Below are 17782 nucleotides of genomic sequence, written 5' to 3'. Positions count from 1 at the left end.
CATCGCGCACTCCGCCATTCCTCACTCTGCCCTCCCGCACTTTGCCATCCGGGTATGTAGAAGACAGTCACAGGCATACGTTCCGGCCTGAATAACGGGAACACGCCAGCCTTTCACGGCGGCCTGATCATCGCAGGACGTTCACCATTTCGCGTCTTTTAACCCGAAAATCCTGTACGTTTGCAGGTATGCGGGGGCAGGATATGTATCTTGGGCATCATGCGTATGGGCCAATAGAACAGGGTCTTTAGAAGGATTTACCAAGCTTTTTGTCGAATAGAATCTCACGGCTCTAACCAGAGTCTGATGTATGCAATTAATCGGCAGCCGGGAGTGGGACGCAGTGGAGCTTATGTATGTCTTTATTGATCGGTACAGGAACACCTTTAAGGAGCAGGAGTTTAATTTCAGCAGTGAACTACGATTCAAATATAATAAAGCAGCACATGAATTCCGAATTGAGCGCAATGAGATGCATATCCCTAACTTTTTTCAGCATTCGAGGGAAGGGGGCAGCAATGAGGGCAGGATCAAGAACATTACGGGGATTATCGGGAAGAATGGGGCAGGAAAGACAACTATACTGGATTTTATTAAGGATAACTTTGTTGAAGGTGCGGGGGGACTGATCGAGTGTGCCATTGTCGTGACCAGAGATGAGCGGGGACAGGGCTACATCCATTGCCATAGAGATCTGAAGATAGAGAAGGGGAACTGGAATGACAAAAGCTTTCGGTTCCATGATCCGATCTATTATACCGAATTAGGCAATATTCATTCTATGCCGCAGAGCAACCCGATGGAGAATACAGCGGTTGTCTTTTTCTCGACAATATTCGATGCCAAGCAGGAGCGCGAATGGAGCGGGATGCGCAACATCTCCACCAATTATCTGGTGAAGGATGCGAAGCGGAAGCAGGCGGAGATGGGGCATGTAGATGCCGGAGCCAGTGAGACGGAGCTATATCGCAGAGATGAAATTAAGAGACAGCTTAACTTTATCCGCAGCTATGATGCGAGCGGCTTTGAGCTGCCCTTTCCTATACCGGAGCGGGCAACGGTTATCGCAAGGCCGGTAGAAGCTCTGCTGCATGCGTCCCTCAGCCACACCAAGGATAGATATAAGTCTTTTAATGATTTGCATCGCCACACAAGAGATTGGTTGAAAGCAATGGAAGTTCAGGCCAAAGGAAGAGCGGAAAGCGTGAAGCACCGGTTTTTCTCGGCGGTTGTATATACGTTCCTAAATGAGATGATGAGTTATTTTTTGGACTGGATACCGGAAGAACGAGTACCCGTCGACTTCGACAAGCTCTATCAAGGCAATGAGGAGCTGTACCTCAAAATATTGGAGCTCATGAATTCGATAGGCTCAAGTATGGTCATTCAAGAATACAAAAATAAGGATATGCTGAACTGGATTGATGGCGCAATGGAGCTTGTGCGGATGCTGGATCGCTGCATTACACCGGAGAACACTGTGGATTACACCTTTCATCTGCCGCTGTTTACCGATGACAAGAACGAGATCGCCATCATGGACATCATGGATGCCCATCTGAGAGCGTCCGTCATCACTTCCTTTCTCGATTTCGATTGGCGTGATTTGAGCTCCGGGCAGAAAGCGCTGCTGAGCACCTACGCCAGGTTCCATTCCATTGCTGATGAGCAGGAAAGGTTCAGCAACTTGCATCTGGAGGATAATGTTCTTATTCTGATCGATGAAGGGGAGCTGTATCTTCACCCGGAATGGCAGAAGCGGTATTTGAACAGCTTGATTGAATATTTGCCTCAAATCTATACGAACCGGAATATACAGATCATTATGACGTCGAATTCTCCGGTCATTATCTCTGATCTGCCCAAGTCGCATCTCATCTTTATCGATAAGACGGACAAAGGCTGCAAGGTAATCGATGGTCTGCTGGAAAATAAACAGACGTTCGCCGCCAATATCCACACCCTGTTCTCTGACGCGTTCTTCATGGACACAGGACTGATCGGCGAGTTCGCCCACCAGAAGATACTTGCGCTGATCAATCAAATCAATTCGCTGCCCTCGGAGGCACTATATGCACAAAGCTCAGAAATGGAAATTCTGATCGGACAGATTGGCGAGCCCGTCCTGCGAAGCAAGCTGAGCAGTATGCTCAAGGATCGGATCGGGCCTTACCTGGAGCGAGAGCACAGTAATCAGCAGCTAATTGAGATCATTCTGAAGATGCAGCACGAAATTAAAGAGCTGAAAAAAGGAATCCGGAACAATGATCATCATTAATGCGGATCGCAAGGTCAACCTCGCTGATGTCGAACAGGAGCATTTAACCTACTATAAGAAGAAGTTAGTGCGCAAGCTTGATACGTTAATAAGCAAAAAAGGGCTGCATCACAAGAAGGTTTACCGTTATTTGAAGGATCATATCGAAGAAATTCTGATTGGGAAACCGCGTGTGCTGAAGGGAATCATCGAGCATATGATAACGGTGCTTATGATCGAATTCGATGAGAATACGAGGAAGCACGCGCTCTATAAGATTCTGGTGAAGATATTCAATTACAGCAATTTTGTAGACAGGTATCCGCCGAGCAAGTGGGGGGCCTATCAATTCGTCTCCAGGCTGAACGTCAAAGTATGCCCGTACTGCAACCGCCAGTATATATTCATGATCTGTGAGACGAAGGGCAAGACGAGGGGCAAGCTCGATCATTTCTATGACAAGGCTACTTATCCTTATCTGGCGTTGTCCATGTACAACCTGATCCCGTGCTGCGGCATTTGCAATTCGGATTTGAGGGGCTCGGACCCTTTTACTGTCGATACTCATCTGAATCCGTATATGGAAGACTTCGGCGGATTGTTCAAGTTTAGCGTGGCCATGAAGAACGGAGATGATCTCAGGCCTGGGGACACGAGCCAGATCGACTATTTGCTCGGCGTTGGCGATGAGTTCGATATCGTTATCAAAGACAGCTGTATGGACCTGGATTTAAAGCAGAGGGTGGAGAACAATCTGAGTGTATTTAAAATCAGGGAATTGTATAACATGCACAAGGACTACGTCGTGGATCTGATCAAAAAACGGGTCATCTATTCCGATACGCAGATCGATGAGCTCTTCAAAAAGTATGGAGGCAAGCTGTTCGCAAGCCGCGAAGATGTCATCGCGACGATTGTTTCCAATTATGTAACCGATCAGAATTTGGACAAGCGCGTATTGTCCAAGCTGACCAAGGATATCAGTGAGGAATTAAATTTGAATCTCGTATGATGAGATTGAGAGTCTATTCTCAACTCCCGCTTTAAGAGGCTGTACGATGTGGCATGACTGCGATCACGGGACTGCTGACGTACTCCCGCCAGTGGACGATCCGTCATTCAAATGCCGCCGGGAGATGCACGCGATACGGAAAAAAGAGACAAGCATGCTGCGAGATGCGGAGCTGGGCGAAACCTGCGAAAATGCGAAACCTGCGAAACGGCAGTTATTTGCTCGTTACTGGCCCCACGAAGGTGAAATGCCTGCCAGCGTGCAGGTTTTTTTACCTTCATTTCTCCTTTAACAGCCGATTATCCCAAAAATTCATGCCTGTTCGCAGGAATGTTACCAATATGGCGTCTTGTAACCGAAATTCATGCACATTCGCAGGCTTTTACTCCGTCGTGCTGCCTTCAAAACAGTTGGAGAAGGGGTTGTCCAGAAAGTTGTTGGATGATCTCAGACACAGTCTCGCTAAGTCCCCCTATAGAATGAAAAAGATGCTTCCAGCTCCACTTTTTAGTGGTTTGGAGGCATCTTTTCACATTATTCGGGACTGACTCATTGATATTGGACTACTTATTGGACAGCCGTTTTTTGGGCATGGGAACATCTCACAAATTTTTTCAAAAATCATATTAAAACAATCGGAATTATATGATATGATAGTCCACATGAACAACATATGAGCAAAAGGGAGAGAAGTTGTATGGCTATAACGACGTTCAAAGCGACAGCACATCTGCAGGAGGGTGTAGCCGTTAAAGTGCGCTCCAGACATTTTGAGACCATTATTGACGAGCCTAAGAGCCTCGGTGGAACAGATACGGGGCCGAACCCTGTAGAAGCATTACTCGGGGCACTTGGCGCCTGCCAGTCCATCGTGGCGAGAGTGTATGCCGACAGGTTTAATATACGGCTTGACGATTTTCGCGTGGAGGTGGAGGGTGATCTTGATCTGGATGGATTCTTCAAGAAATCGGATGTACGCCCCGGATACTCCGACATTCGTTATACCTTCCATATTAAGACGGATGCGCCCAAAGAGCGGGTGGAGGAATTCATTGCGTTCCTGGAGCAGACATGCCCTGTGGGTGATACGATCGAGAACAAGGTTAATCTTCAATTAACCGGGATCGTTATTGAATCGTAATGAGCAGACAAGCACACCGGGCCGTGGTCATTATGACTGGCAGCGTAACGACCAACGTAACGACCAACGGCCTCTGGTCAGCTCCGGCTCACTGATTCATATTGCGGTATTCCTGCGGCGTGAAGCCAAAGTGCTTCTTGAACAGCTTAATAAAGTAATGCGGGTTCTGATAGCCGATCTCGATAGAGATTTCGTAGATCTTCTTCGTGCTCGTTCTGAGCAGCTGGCAGGCCTTCTCCATCTTCAGCCTGCTGATATATTCGCTGATGTTCTCGCCGGTCTCCAGCTTATACAGCCGGGACAAGTAAGCCGGGTGCATGTTCAGCACATCGGAGATCATCTGAACGGAGAGATCGCCGGACAGATGGGAGATGATGAACCGCTGCGCCTCCTTTACGGCTGCCGTACGTGCTGTCCTTGTCTCGTTCTGGGCCTTCCTCCGGAAGGTGTCCAATACGTTCGAGGACCATTCCTTCAGATCCTTAACCGTTCTGGCTGGCCTCAGCTCCTTGCCAAGGACGTACTCTTTGCCGATAAGATCGGCAAGGCTGCGTCCGCTCTTATGGGCGATATAGGAGAACGCCGAGAAGATGGCGAAGAAGGCTTCGGTCAATAGCTCCGACGATTCGCTCCAATCCCTCTCAAGCTCGTTCATAACGGCGTCCAGCTTCGCGGACACGGCTTCCCAATGTCCCGCTTCCATGAGATGAACGAACAGCGGGGGCTCATACAACGATACCAATGTACCAATGGTCGCCATTTCGCCTTGTCCGGCAATATAGACGGGCAGCTCCTTGTCATCCCCGAACCGCTTGCCGAACAGCAGCAGCAGGTTATTGTAAATCTGCATCATATCATCGGGGAAGCGGCCGGAATGGCCGGACAACACCGAGATCGGCTTGCTCAGATAGCGCTGCACATTAATCTGAAATTGATTGGCAAGCCGCTTCAGATGATACTGAAGCAGCTCCTCTTCAGACTGCTGGCGCTCTCCAGATAGTCCACGCTCCCCGGCTTGCCCGCGCACTTGAGGTTGGATCTCCTCTCCTGAATGTCTTGCCTCCCCCTCGCAATCCATCCGGCGGTTGGGGATAAGGACGAAGACCAAATAATCGTGGACGTCACGGCAGTACCACGCTTCAAAATAATCCTGAAACGTCTCTTTGGCAAGATTGACAATCGCATATTCCATCAAAGAAATTTCAAATGAATTATAGTCGGACAGCTGATCCTTGAAACGGACCAGCATCATGAATACATCCTGCCCGGGCCGCGCAGCGACTTCAAGCAGTCTAAGCTGCTCCTCCAGCTTATGCGGGGGCATTCGTGTCCCTTGCAGCAGACTGTGCAGCAGCTCCGCCTGGATTCGCGGCAGATGATGGCGCATCGCTGCTATCGCCCGGTTGTAGTTGGATTCGTTGGCGCGTTCTGCTTGAATCGCCCCGACGACGGCGCTTATTTGGTCGATCAGCTCTTGATCTTCTATCGGCTTCAGCATGTAGCCTTGAATATTGTTCTTGATCGCTGCCTGGGCATATTCGAAGTCCGCATGCGCGGTTAAGAGCAGGCATTTGATATGCGTCCAGTGCTGATAAATACTGCGCGCCAGCTCCAGCCCGTCCATCTCCGGCATTCGCACATCTGTGATAACAATATCGATCTCGTGCATATTCAGAAGATTGAGCGCATCCGAAGCCGAATAGGCCTTGTGAACGTTCTCAATGCCTATCGTATGCCATGGAATCGTCTCTGCCAGCGTATCCGCCACATTCATCTCATCGTCAACCAGCAGCAGCTGCATTATGATAGCTCCCCTTCCGTCATGTCCTGTGTGGATGTCTTCCACCGTATGATGACTCTTAGCCCTCCCAGCGGGGAACGGGCGAATGCGAGGCCGGAGCCCTGTCCGTATTTGTAATGAAGCCGCTGGTGCACATTCCACAGTCCGAAGCCTTCGCTCTTCTCAACAGGCCGCTCCACCTTCAGTTGCAGTCTGCGAATGGTGTCATCCGTTATTTCCGTTCCGTTGTCATCGACCCTGATGAGGTAGTCCTCGCCCTGCTGTTCACATGTAATATCAATAATGCCGTAGCGGCCCGTCTTCTCAATGCTATGGATGACCGTATTCTCCACAATGGGCTGTATAAGCAGGCGCGGAATTTGCAGATTGCGCATGCTGTCAGGAACATGGATCTCATAATGAAACCGCTCCAGCCGCAAATTCTGAATGACCAAATAATGCTCGATCAGCTCAAGCTCCTCCTGCAGCGAGGTCATCGTATGCTCAAGCTTGGTCACATAGCGGTAATAGGAGGCCAAATTAATGATCATCCGCGTGGCGGCTTCTTTATCATCGACCGCAATCATATTTTTGATAAAAAACATACTGTTCGATAAGAAATGCGGATTAATCTGCGCCTGCAAATGCTTGAGCTGCGCTTCGCGGTAGCGAATGTTCTCCTCATACACCTTCTCTACGAGACGCTGAATCTCACCGGACATCTGATTGAATTTCAGGAACAGATAATCGAATTCATTCTTGGGCTTGTACCTGATCCTGTAGACAAACTCGCCCGTCTGGATTCTCTGAATACCGCGCAGCAGCATTCTAATGGGCAGTTGAACCTGCTTGTACAGAAATACAGCTGCCATCAGCCCGATGGCCAGCATAAGCAGGAGGGAGGCATAGAACAGATTGCGGCTCTTCGTTATAGGCGAGAGAACCTCCTTGAGCGGCGTATAGTTCACCGCGTACCAGTTCAAGCTGTCGGCATGGACATAATTGACCATATATGATTCATCCTTCAAGTCCATAATGCGGTATCCGCTGCCAAGCGGCGGCTCCTTCTCCAGCGCTGCATTGATCGAAGCGGTCAGCACGGAATCGGCCTCGCGATCATAGATCGGCTTGAAGCCCTTCTTATAGAAGAAAGAATTGCCGCTCTCATCATGCGTATAATTGCGAAGCATCGTAATCAGGTTGCTCTCCGAGAAGCGGACCTCCACGACAGTCTCCGCAGCCTCGATGCTGCGGTTAACGAGAAGCGGGCTCCAGACCAGCTTGGCAAAATAAGCCTCGTCCTTCCCTCCGCCCCGATAAATCCAGGAGCCTGCGGGCTGCCTGCTCATCTCCTCCAGGTAGGACTTGTTGTAGATTGCGTAGTAGTCGCTGGATAGCGCCTGCTGAATACGGGGGTAATAGATGGAGAGCCGATTCGTCCAGCTGCTCGTTGCGCTAAGCAGGCTCATCTTCTGGATGAAATCCTCCTGCGTCTGAAGCCGGTCATAAGCGCCGGGGCCTGTGCCGGGATTGCCGAGCTTCTTCATGCCGGGATCACGGCTCAGCACAATGGAGATGACGGACAGCTGATTAACGTTATTGTCAATTTGGGCGCCAAAAAAGGAAAGGCGCTTCAACGCTTTCTCTTGAAGCTCCTCCTCTATGACGTCAACCGATATTTGATTCGTGTAGCCGAAGATGAAGGCGATCGGCAGCAGCACGATTATGATCAACAGGACGGTCTTGCTGAACGTATTCCAACCGTAGAGCATGGGCCATTAGCTCCTTTTTTCTTATCCCTTGACAGCTCCGGCAGACAATCCGCTTACGATATATTTCTGCGCCAGCATGGCAATGACGATAACCGGCAAAGTAATGACGCAGGCCGCTGCCATTAAGGCGCCCCAGTTGATGGACGTGTTGGACATGAAATTATAGATGGCGAGCGGAAGTGTTTTCGTCTTTTCACCGGACAGCACGAGCGAGAACATGAAATTGTTCCAGGAGAAAATGAACGCGAGCAGGGAAGAGGTAATAATGCCGGGCATGGAGACAGGCAGTACCATCTGGGCGAAGGTGCGGACCTTCGAACAGCCGTCAATCCATGACGATTCCTCGACCTCCTTAGGGAATTGCTCGAAGAAAGGGATCATAACCCACATAATGAACGGCAGGCCGATGACCATATGGGCCAGAATCATGCCGCCGTAGGAGTCGATCAGATGCGCTTTGTTGAACAGGATATACCAAGGAACAAGGTACGTAATCCCCGGAATGATTTTGGCAACGAGAATGGTTAGGGCAAAATAAGGCATTTTGTATTTCGCAATACCGTATGCGGCAGGCAGTCCCAGCAGGAGAGAGCCTAAGGTTGAGACGAGCGCAATGACGAGCGTGTTCCAGATGAACTTCAAATAATCGTATTCCAGGAATACTGCCATATAGTTTTTGAAGGTGGGTGAGAAAATAAACATATAATCCGGCGATAATACCTGTACCTGTGTCTTGAAGGAGGCAATCAGCATCCATAGAAAAGGGAAGAGGAACAGCAGCAATATGATGGCATTTAAGATGGTGTAGTTGGTTTTGGCAAGTCTGGATGTTCTCATATGCGGCCCTCCTGCCTTTTGCGGATAGATGTCAATACGAGAATAACGGAAAGAATAAGGATGAAGAATATGACGAGCAGCGCGGACGCCGAGCCAAGCTTGAAGTTCTGGAATGCCAGATCGTACACCAGAATATTAAGCGACTGGGATGCAAAATTCGGTCCGCCTTGCGTCGTCGCATAGATGGTGTCGAATGTCTTCAGCAGATCGATAATACGCAGCGTGACCGCAGTAATGATCGTTGGTGTCAGCAGCGGCAGTGTAATATGAACGAGCTTCTGCCAGGAGCTTGCGCCGTCCACGTCAGCCGATTCATAAGGATCGGTCGGCAGTGTAGCGATACCGGCGATGACGATCAGGGCGATGAACGGCGTCCATTCCCACACATCGATGAGGATAAGGGACGGAATAACCTGTGTCACCGAGCCCAGCCATTCCTGCGTTTCGAAGCCGAGCCATTTGAACACCTGGTTGGCAAAGCCGATAGAAGGCTCATAGATAAGCAGCCATACGAGTGCGATGGAGACAGGTGTGGCAACCATGGGCAGCATCATGACAGTTTTGACAAGACGAACGCCCTTGAATTTGCGGGAGAACAGGACAGCGATACCAACGCCTAGTATCGTTTGAAGCACGATGCTGACGGAAGTATGATAGAACGTCACCTTCAGCGCGTTCCAGAACCGCGTATCCTTGAACAGGGCGATATAATTATCCAGTCCCACCCATTTGGGCGGTGTAACTGCGGACATACTCCATTCGTAGAAGCTGAGTCTTCCTGTATACACAAGCGGATAGGCAACCATCAGAATGATGAAGAGCACGGCTGGCAATGTAAAAACCCACTTAAGATGACGGTCTATCCAGTTGATGATCATATTACCGACTCCTTTGCATTGAAACGTCTGAAAATAGAGCTGCCGAACCGCTTCCGGCTTTCGGTGACCCAGTATGCGCCGTTTGCCCGCGTAGAAAGCAGCAATGCGCGCCTCCTGAGGGCGGTGCCTGCATAGAAAGCAGCAATGCGCGCCTCTTGCGGGCGGTGTCCGCATAGAAAGCAGCAATGCGCGCCTCCTGAGGGCAGTGCCCGCATTGCTGCATTTGCACTGAGTGCTGTTTGGCGGCTGATAGGCCGATGGCAGCGACCCGATGAATTATTTTTTGCTGTCGCTTTCTATAATGGCCTGAAGCTCTTTGTTCGCTGTTTCGGCTGCCTTGTGAATGTCTTCTCCCAGCATTGCCTTCACAACGATACTGCCTACGACATCACGTGCTTCAGTTACACTCATCACTTGCGGCACACTGTGATCAACGCCAATGCTCATTGTTGTCTTAATAGCGTCGGCGAGATCAGCAGGGAATTTCTCAATGCCTTCCGGGGATGCCCAGACGGAATCACGCGCACCCGGTACGCCGCTTTGTTGAATGCGCAGCACATTCTCCTTGCTGCTGGACCATTCCATGAATGCCCACGCGGCATCCTTCTTCTCTGATTTCGGGTTCATAGCCAGCGCCCAAGCGGCAATCGCGTAAGGCTTTTGTCCCGCTGTGCCAGCAGGGAATGGAGCGAATGCGACATCTTTGGCGACAAGCGATTTTTCCGGATCCGTCGTGTTATTGAAGAGTGCGGACGCATCAACGTAGAAAGCAGCTTTGCCTTGCGCGAACAATGCGGCTGCTTGCGGCCAGCCCATGTTCAGCGAGCCCTTCGGTCCATAGTTCTTCAACAGATTCGCGTAGATTTCGAAGCCACGGATCGCTTCCGGCGTATTGACCGCCGCTTTGCCGTCTACGATGAAGTCCCCGCCCTCGGAGTAGACGAAGGAGGCGGCTGCCGATACGAGCGCATTGCGCTGGCCGCGGGACACGAAGCCGTAGAAATCATTGGCGGGATCATTGAGCTGCTTGGCGGCTGCTTCCAGTTCGGCGAGCGTCTTAGGTACGGGAATATTGTTTTTCTCCAAAATATCTTTGCGGTAATACATGACGAATTGATCTGTCCAGAGCGGAATCGACATCAGCTTGCCGTTCACCATGCTGCCGTCAACAGAAGCCTTGGAGAAATCACCGAAGTCGTATGCCGCATTTTTGCCAACATAGCTGTCCAGTGGTTCCGTCCAGCCATTCTTGTCATACAGAAGCTTCTCCATGAAAGGACGGTATGTGAACACATCAGGCGTTCCAGCCTGGGAAGTGAATTGAACGGCCAGCTTCTGCTGCAGCTGCTCCTCCGGGAAGACCTGCAAATCGACATCGATGCCGGTTGCGTTCTCGAATTCTCCGAGAGAAGATTTGAGCCCATCTGTCCATGGGTGGCTCAGTGCGAATACAGTCAGCTTTTGTCCGGCGAAAGGCTTGTCCGCTGATGGAGCGTTCTCCGAATTCTGATTGCCGCCGCATGCTGTCAAACCCATAGTGAGCGCAAGCGTTAACCCAACAATACTGCTTTTTGTCCGTTTCATTCTGTAATAACCCCTTTCAGCCAACATTATTGGTTACGCTTTCATTGTAAGGTGCTGCAGCCGTCAAACCCATAGCAAACATTCAAGCATTATATATCAAAATTTAATCAGCCCTGAAGCAGGGGAATGTTTTCCGATCGCTGACGCTTCTCTGGAACCTATATCGTAGTATCGTCGCTGTCGAGCTCTGTTAAACGGATGAAACCAACTCACAGCGCAGCGCCCGCCAGACTAACAAATTTGTGGGCGAAAGCGGGAGAAATCCGCTTACAGAACAGCCGACCGCACGGGAGAGTCCCACGGCTGGATGAAAGCCCCTCCACTGAGTCCCGTTAAACGGATGAAACCATCTTACAGTCCTCGCTAGACGAACTAATTGCGACCGAAAGCAGGTGAAATCCGCTTACAGAACGGCCGACCGCACGAGAGTCCCGCCACTGAGCCCCGTTAAACGGATAAAACCAACTTACAGCGCCCGCCAGACTAACTAATTTCAACCGAGAGCGGGAAAAACCCGCTTACAGAACTGCCGACCGCATGAAAGCCCCACCACTATCACATGAAATTGCCTCGCTCGCAGTTCTGTCGCGAACTTGTGGCCGACCGAATGCAGTCATGCAGCGAGCGATACACTGCGCGCTAGAAGTTGAGCACGGCACAATAGTAGAAGATTTACCACTATTGTTATCCTTATTTTGTAAAATGAAATTCCCTTTTCCCGATTGCCAAGCTATACTTTTAATAAATGAGAGTGTTTGGCAGCGGCAGTCAAGAGGAGGAGAGCAGGATGAGGACCAGATTCGTTATGTTGATGGTTGCATTATCAATTCTTCTATTGTCAGGTAGTGTATCTGCGGATGCATTACCGCCCCACTATTTCAAGAAAATCGACGCTTTAAACGCCACACAGGTTGTTATTGTGACCGCTGAGCATAAGCAATCTTTCAGAGGAACGCTTTCGCTGGTTGAAAAGATTGACGGAGAATGGCAGACGCTCCTGTCCGATATCCCTGTCGTACTAGGGAGCAAAGGTATTGGCAAAGCAAGGGAAGGGGATCGGAAGACACCGCTAGGCGTATACAAGCTCGGCAAGTCCTTCGGTACTGTGCAGAGGCCTGAGGGGATCAAGCAGTTCTATGTCCAATCGACCAAGGATGATTATTGGATTGATGACCCCGCCTCGCCAGACTACAATCGATGGGTCCGATATACCGGCAATCCGTCAAAAAAGTGGAAATCATATGAGCAGCTCCATATTCCGTTATACAAATATGCGGTGATTATCCGCTACAATACGGATCCTATCCAGAAGAACAAAGGGAGCGCTATCTTTATGCATATATGGAAGGGGCCCGACAAGCCAACCGGCGGTTGTGTCGCGATGTCAGAGCAAAATCTGCTCACGCTGCTGCGCATGCTCCATCCGGATAAGTCACCCGTGATCGCGATCCAATAAGTAGCAATGCCTGCCACCAATAGACCCACAACATATAAGCGGCGAATATACACCAAACAACATGATACCGGATGAAAGAGGTTGAGATGATGGGAAATGTAATTCAATTGCAGAATGTGCACTGGAGAAACGGTTCCAGTCATTTGCTTCGTGATGTTAGCTGGCAGGTGAAGCCAGGGGAGCATTGGGCGCTGCTTGGACTGAACGGATCGGGCAAAACAACGCTGCTCAAAATGATCAATGGCTATATTTGGCCGTCGGAAGGAACGGTATCTGTACTGGGACACCGGTTCGGTGAGGTCGATTTGCGTGATCTGCGCAAGCTGATCGGCTGGGTCAGCTCATCCTTGCAGGAGCAGCTGTATGGTACGGACAAGGCACAGCATGTTGTCATTAGCGGCAAATATGCGACAATCGGTCTGTATGAACGGCTTAGCGAGGAGGATTTGGGCCAAGCTGAGGGCTTGATGAAGACTTTGGGCTGCGGGCATCTATGGGATCGTGAGTTTCGGACATGCTCTCAGGGAGAAAAGCAAAAGCTGCTCATAGCGCGGGCACTGATGGCCCAGCCGCGAATTCTTATTCTGGACGAGCCCTGCAACGGACTTGACCTCTTTTCCCGTGAGAAATTGCTGGACAGTATAGAAGAGCTGACCTTGCAGGAGCGGACGCCGACATTGATATATGTTACGCATCATACGGAAGAAATACTTCCCGTATTCAGCCACACCCTGTTGCTGCGCAAGGGAGAGGCAGTGGAGCAGGGCAGAACGGAAAAGATAATGGACGGCGTCACGCTGAGTCATTTCTTTGAGGCCCCGGTAGTTGTAGAGAAGCATTCCGGACGCTCGTATGTACGAATTCCAGGCGGCCGCCACCATTAGCATCTATGGTCGTCATTCCCTATAGTCCCATTGCTCAACCTGTAAATATGTTGAGAGAACTGCACCGCAGCCATTCGATGCGTGATGAAGATTATTGTCGTATGGGGCAGAGATTGCGTTATATTGGCGAGCAGTCTTTGCTCTGTGCACGCATCAAGCGCAGAGGTGGATTCATCCAGAATAAGCAAGGATGGCTGACGGACAATTGCCCGGGCAATACTGATCCGCTGCCTTTCGCCGCCGGAGAGAGCCATCCCCTGCTCTCCCACCTCTGTCTGAAGACCGTCAGGAAGGCGGGCAATCCATTCCCCCAGCTCTGCCGTCGCTATGGCCTGGTGGAGGGAAACAGGATCAACATCCTGACAGCCGAATGTAAGGTTGTCCATCAACGTACCGCTGCGAATGTAGTTGTCCTGCGTGACACATAGCAGATGCCGTCTTATCCAAGCTTCATCAAGCTTGTCGAGCGGGATTCCGTTCACTTTTATCGTCCCTGAGGAAGATGTTTGGAGTCTCAGCAGCAGCTCTGCCAAGGTTGATTTGCCGCTGCCGCGCTGACCGATAATCGCAATAACAGAGGGGGCGCTTATATGCAGGTTAATTCCGTGCAGAACGGACTTTCCTTCATAATGAAAGCTCACATCCTCCAATTGTATCGTGTGCAGCACATCCTCGGGAATAAGTCCCTTATGGCTCGGAAGCGGATCTGCAATGTCCAGAATCCGATCGATAGAAGGTTCTGTTTGTTTGACTGAGATTAATATATTGTACGCAGAAACACCGAGGGGCCGCAGCCAATTATAAACAGCGATAAAAGAAACCAGTGAACCAAGCGACATGTCGCCATTAATGACCAGCCGACCGCCTAAGTAATACATCAGCACAAGAGAGCTGGCATGGAGAAATGCATCTATAAGCCTCAGCTTGTTCTCGGCAAGCAGTCCTCCCCTTGCAAGCTTCCATTCCTCATGAAGACAATTCTTCAGCAGTTTCATTGCCCGCTTCTCTTGGCCGGACATCGTTATCCAACGGGTGCCGGAGAACAGCTCTCTGGCTGTCTCCGTTACAGTAGACGTCTGCCTCTGAATCTCAGCTGTTTTATTCTTGACAGAATCGCCAAGCTTGGCGATGAGAAGCGAATGTGTTGCCCAAAGGATGATAATAAAAGCCCCTAATACAGGTTGAAGCGTCACCAGCACGACCGAGCCGATTCCGATTGTGAAGACAAGGACGATCAGGAAGACAACCGTACCGTCGACAAATGGATAAACCGCTTGCGTATCATCCAGCATCCGTGTCATCAAATCACCGGTTCTTCTGCGCTGAAACCAGGCCAGTGGGCGGGATTGGACACGCTGATAGAGGTCGGAGCGTCCCTGTCCGTATAAACGATACAGGAATTTGCTCCTGTATGTTCCAACAGCAATCATGGCGCTTCCCACTAATGGAGCAACAATAATACAGCAGCAAACAATCAGCAGAAGATTCCAATCACTGCGGGGCAGTGCCCATTCCAGAATATATTTCATCATGACTGGCGGCACCATGAAGAGCAGGCTGCGTATTCCCGCATTGCCAATCATGCGGAGCAAGGTGCCTTTATGCGGATGGAGCAGCTTAGCCGTGTAGGACAGAGCGATTCTTCTATTTACTTTTGACATTGCAAGCCTCCCCCATAGTGAAGCTCTCCCCAATCTGTCTATCAGTAAGCTGATTCCTCCAAAGCGCGGCGTACAAGCTTGCAGGATTCGACAACAGCTCTTCATGTGTCCCTTGTTCAACAAGCTCGCCCTGATCCAGCACGATAATATGATCTGCGCGCATGACACTGTGAAGACGATGATTCACCGTTATTCTGGTCATATGGCCGGCGTATTGCCGGAGCGCCTCATAGACGAGCGCTTCGCTCGCTTGATCAAGGGCGGAAGTCGCTTCATCCAGCAGCAGCACGTCCGGTTCTTTGACGAGTGTGCGGATCAGCTCCACAATTTGCCGCTGCCCGCCGGAGAGCTGGCTGCCCTTGCCTCCGATAATGGTGTCATAGCCTTGCGGCAGCTGGTTTACAATATCCTCGGCCCCTAGCACGGACATCCAATGATCCAGAACAGCGCGGTCAGCCGTCTTGAAGCAGGTCAGGTTATACAGGAGCGTCTCCTGAAACAGAAACCCTTCCTGGGTCATATAGCCGATTCGGCTGCGCAGATGGGGGGCGTCCAATTGGGCAAGCGAATAATCGCCGAAAAGGATGGCCCCAGCAGCTGGCTCCAGTTGTCTTGTCAGCACGTTTAACAGTGTGCTCTTGCCTGCACCGCTTGGCCCGACGATCGCCACATGCTGACCGGGCTCAATGCGGCAGGTGATCCGGCTCAGCAGCTCGCCTGAACGGTTCTCCCCTTCAACAGACACATGGGTCAAAGAAATGGCCATACCGCGAAAATGGGACGGCTTCAGCAGCCCTTCAGCTTTTCCGGGTTCGATGGGGAGTCTTAAATATTCCAGCACGCCAGCAAGCCGAACCCGAATCTCCGCCAATGCAACATAGAGAGCGAAGAACGAGCGCACAGGCGCGTTAATGGCAGGAATGAATGCCAGTACGGTCACAAGCTCCCCGACCGTGGCCCTGCCGTGGACAGCTTGCCAGCCGATAAACAGCAAGGCCAGGGCAGGCGCCAGAGAGTCGGGTAATCGTGGGAAGCCCATGTATAAGTCGGTTAGAATTCCATGCTGGAACGCGAGTTCGGAGCCCTTCTCCTGCGCTTTGCGGTAATCCTCGTATTCCTGCTGCTCCGCTGCGAATATTTTGATCTGTTTGATCGATTCCAGCTTCTCCAATAAGCTGTGCCTCAGTCTGGCATCCTGTTGTGTCAGCAGCTCTCTTGCGGCTCCGCGCTTCCTGCCGATCATGAACAAGGGAATGGACAGAACGAGATAGAGAAGGCCGATCATCACCGCCACAGGCGCATAAATGTGGCTGATGACGACAATTGCCGTACAAGCGAGAACAAGATCCTGCAGAAAGCCGGGAATGGCAAACAAGCCAAGTTGCTGGATGGAGCGTGTATCCTGAATGCAGCGCTGCAGCAGCTCGCCTCTTGATGCTTGAATAAAATAACTGACCTTTGTGCGAAAGAGGGCGGCCATTGCATCTGCGGTCAGTTCATACGTCAATCGGAGCATGACTCCCTTGGAAACATAGCTGCGCAGAAGCGCGAACAGCTCCGCTGTCAGCACAATGCCCAAGAGCAGAAGTGCGGGCGGCCATAGATTAGTAGAATCTCCCTGGACAATGCTGTCTATTAATGCGCCAGCCAGAATAGGAGCGATACCACTGCAAACGGTAACCATAACGGTCAGAAGAACGATAAGCCAGAAGGCTCCTTGATTGCGCATAATTTGTCCTAAAAAGAAGCGATACCATGCCGGAAATTTCACGATTAGAAACGCACCCCGCCGATCAGCATTAACACGTCATAATATTAATGTGGAGCGGCAAATACGGTCAAACGCCAAAAACACATGTTCGTATTTTTTCGTGATGCCCGGAATAGGCGCTGCCATCATATTCTGAAGAATGCTGCATCAGCAGCAGCTCATTCTATCGCTTTTATGCTCCGAATTTCACAGAAATGCTTATTTTTGTTATTTGAGCCGAGTGATTGGCAGCTGTGATATTATGAAAAGCCTTGGGCAATCCCCTTTTTGCGGGAAGCGCAGGGTCCGGGATCTTAGCAGAGGATTTTAAGAGCTGAGCGCAGCCTGGGAGAGTCCGATGGACTCTCTTGGGCTTCTATTATATGGTCAGAAATTGGTCAGAGCGATCTAGTACAATAGTTTCAGCAAGAACCGACAGGAAGAAATGCGCAATCAGTCGGATTCACGAACGGACGATACATGTAATAGAATGATATAAAAGCATAAATCCTATCGCTAACTATTATTTTTATTCAATATAATGCAGCTGTTAGGGGAATGTTTTTAGAATATATGAGTTGTGCATGGCGGAGATTTACAATATCTTAAAAAAACTATTGCGCAACGCAAGAAAATAGAGTAATATTTCTAGTATTTGGTGTGGGTTATTAATAATGAATAGTATCCCTTGATCAGATAAGTAATTGACAGTGCATCTATGAGGGAGTACTGTTTGTTTTTTTGTGTGCGATACATAACGTATCCAAAAG

12 protein-coding genes are annotated in these 17782 nt (G+C 50.2%); 5 read left to right on the top strand and 7 right to left on the bottom strand.

What is annotated here, in order from left to right; genetic code table 11:
• Nucleotides 1–310 precede the first annotated feature (310 nt).
• From K0T92_RS03745 to K0T92_RS03735, 3 genes are all read left to right on the top strand, one after another.
• The gene (locus K0T92_RS03745; RefSeq protein ID WP_219871045.1) at nt 311–2278 is read left to right on the top strand and encodes an AAA family ATPase; all 1968 of its coding nucleotides are present in this window, start codon (nt 311–313) and stop codon (nt 2276–2278) included.
• Nucleotides 2265–3269: a hypothetical protein gene (locus K0T92_RS03740; protein WP_219871044.1), complete on the top strand. Its 1005-nt coding sequence runs from the start codon at nt 2265–2267 to the stop codon at nt 3267–3269. Before K0T92_RS03745 ends, K0T92_RS03740 begins: the two co-directional genes overlap by 14 nt.
• A gap of 697 nt (nt 3270–3966) precedes the next feature.
• A complete protein-coding gene (locus K0T92_RS03735) occupies nt 3967–4410 on the top strand; it encodes an OsmC family protein (protein WP_219871043.1) in 444 nt (147 codons plus the stop codon).
• 88 nt (nt 4411–4498) lie between these two features.
• Here the strand turns inward: K0T92_RS03735 and K0T92_RS03730 are convergent, their stop codons facing one another.
• From K0T92_RS03730 to K0T92_RS03710, 5 genes are all read right to left on the bottom strand, one after another.
• On the bottom strand, nt 4499–6211 hold the full coding sequence (locus tag K0T92_RS03730) for a response regulator transcription factor (protein WP_219871042.1): 1713 nt from the start codon (nt 6209–6211) through the stop codon (nt 4499–4501).
• Nucleotides 6211–7962 carry a sensor histidine kinase gene (locus tag K0T92_RS03725; protein ID WP_219871041.1) on the bottom strand — a complete coding sequence of 584 codons (1752 nt, stop codon included), beginning with the start codon at nt 7960–7962 and terminating at the stop codon, nt 6211–6213. The genes K0T92_RS03730 and K0T92_RS03725 overlap by 1 nt, the downstream gene beginning before the upstream one ends.
• 21 nt (nt 7963–7983) lie before the next feature.
• Nucleotides 7984–8799: a carbohydrate ABC transporter permease gene (locus K0T92_RS03720; protein WP_219871040.1), complete on the bottom strand. Its 816-nt coding sequence runs from the start codon at nt 8797–8799 to the stop codon at nt 7984–7986.
• A complete protein-coding gene (locus K0T92_RS03715) occupies nt 8796–9677 on the bottom strand; it encodes a carbohydrate ABC transporter permease (RefSeq protein ID WP_219871039.1) in 882 nt (293 codons plus the stop codon). Before K0T92_RS03715 ends, K0T92_RS03720 begins: the two co-directional genes overlap by 4 nt.
• Before the next feature lie 276 nt (nt 9678–9953).
• Complete coding sequence (locus tag K0T92_RS03710; RefSeq protein ID WP_219871038.1) at nt 9954–11261, bottom strand: ABC transporter substrate-binding protein; 1308 nt, start codon at nt 11259–11261, stop codon at nt 9954–9956.
• Nucleotides 11262–12048: 787 nt separating this feature from the next.
• Here K0T92_RS03710 and K0T92_RS03705 point away from each other — a divergent pair.
• Complete coding sequence (locus tag K0T92_RS03705; protein WP_246627813.1) at nt 12049–12717, top strand: L,D-transpeptidase family protein; 669 nt, start codon at nt 12049–12051, stop codon at nt 12715–12717.
• Between the two features lie 89 nt (nt 12718–12806).
• Nucleotides 12807–13601 carry an ABC transporter ATP-binding protein gene (locus tag K0T92_RS03700; protein ID WP_219871202.1) on the top strand — a complete coding sequence of 265 codons (795 nt, stop codon included), beginning with the start codon at nt 12807–12809 and terminating at the stop codon, nt 13599–13601.
• Here the strand turns inward: K0T92_RS03700 and K0T92_RS03695 are convergent.
• Both K0T92_RS03695 and K0T92_RS03690 read right to left on the bottom strand, forming a co-directional pair.
• On the bottom strand, nt 13598–15262 hold the full coding sequence (locus tag K0T92_RS03695; protein ID WP_219871037.1) for an ABC transporter ATP-binding protein: 1665 nt from the start codon (nt 15260–15262) through the stop codon (nt 13598–13600). The genes K0T92_RS03700 and K0T92_RS03695 overlap by 4 nt on opposite strands.
• Nucleotides 15246–17033: an ABC transporter ATP-binding protein gene (locus K0T92_RS03690; RefSeq protein WP_219871036.1), complete on the bottom strand. Its 1788-nt coding sequence runs from the start codon at nt 17031–17033 to the stop codon at nt 15246–15248. The genes K0T92_RS03695 and K0T92_RS03690 overlap by 17 nt, the downstream gene beginning before the upstream one ends.
• Nucleotides 17034–17782 lie beyond the last annotated feature (749 nt).

It is taken from the genome of Paenibacillus oenotherae, assembly GCF_019443105.1.
In the GTDB taxonomy this organism is placed as follows: domain Bacteria; phylum Bacillota; class Bacilli; order Paenibacillales; family Paenibacillaceae; genus Paenibacillus_Z; species Paenibacillus_Z oenotherae.
The sequence above is the reverse complement of the archived record's forward strand: the minus strand, read 5'-3'. Positions and strand labels throughout refer to the sequence as shown.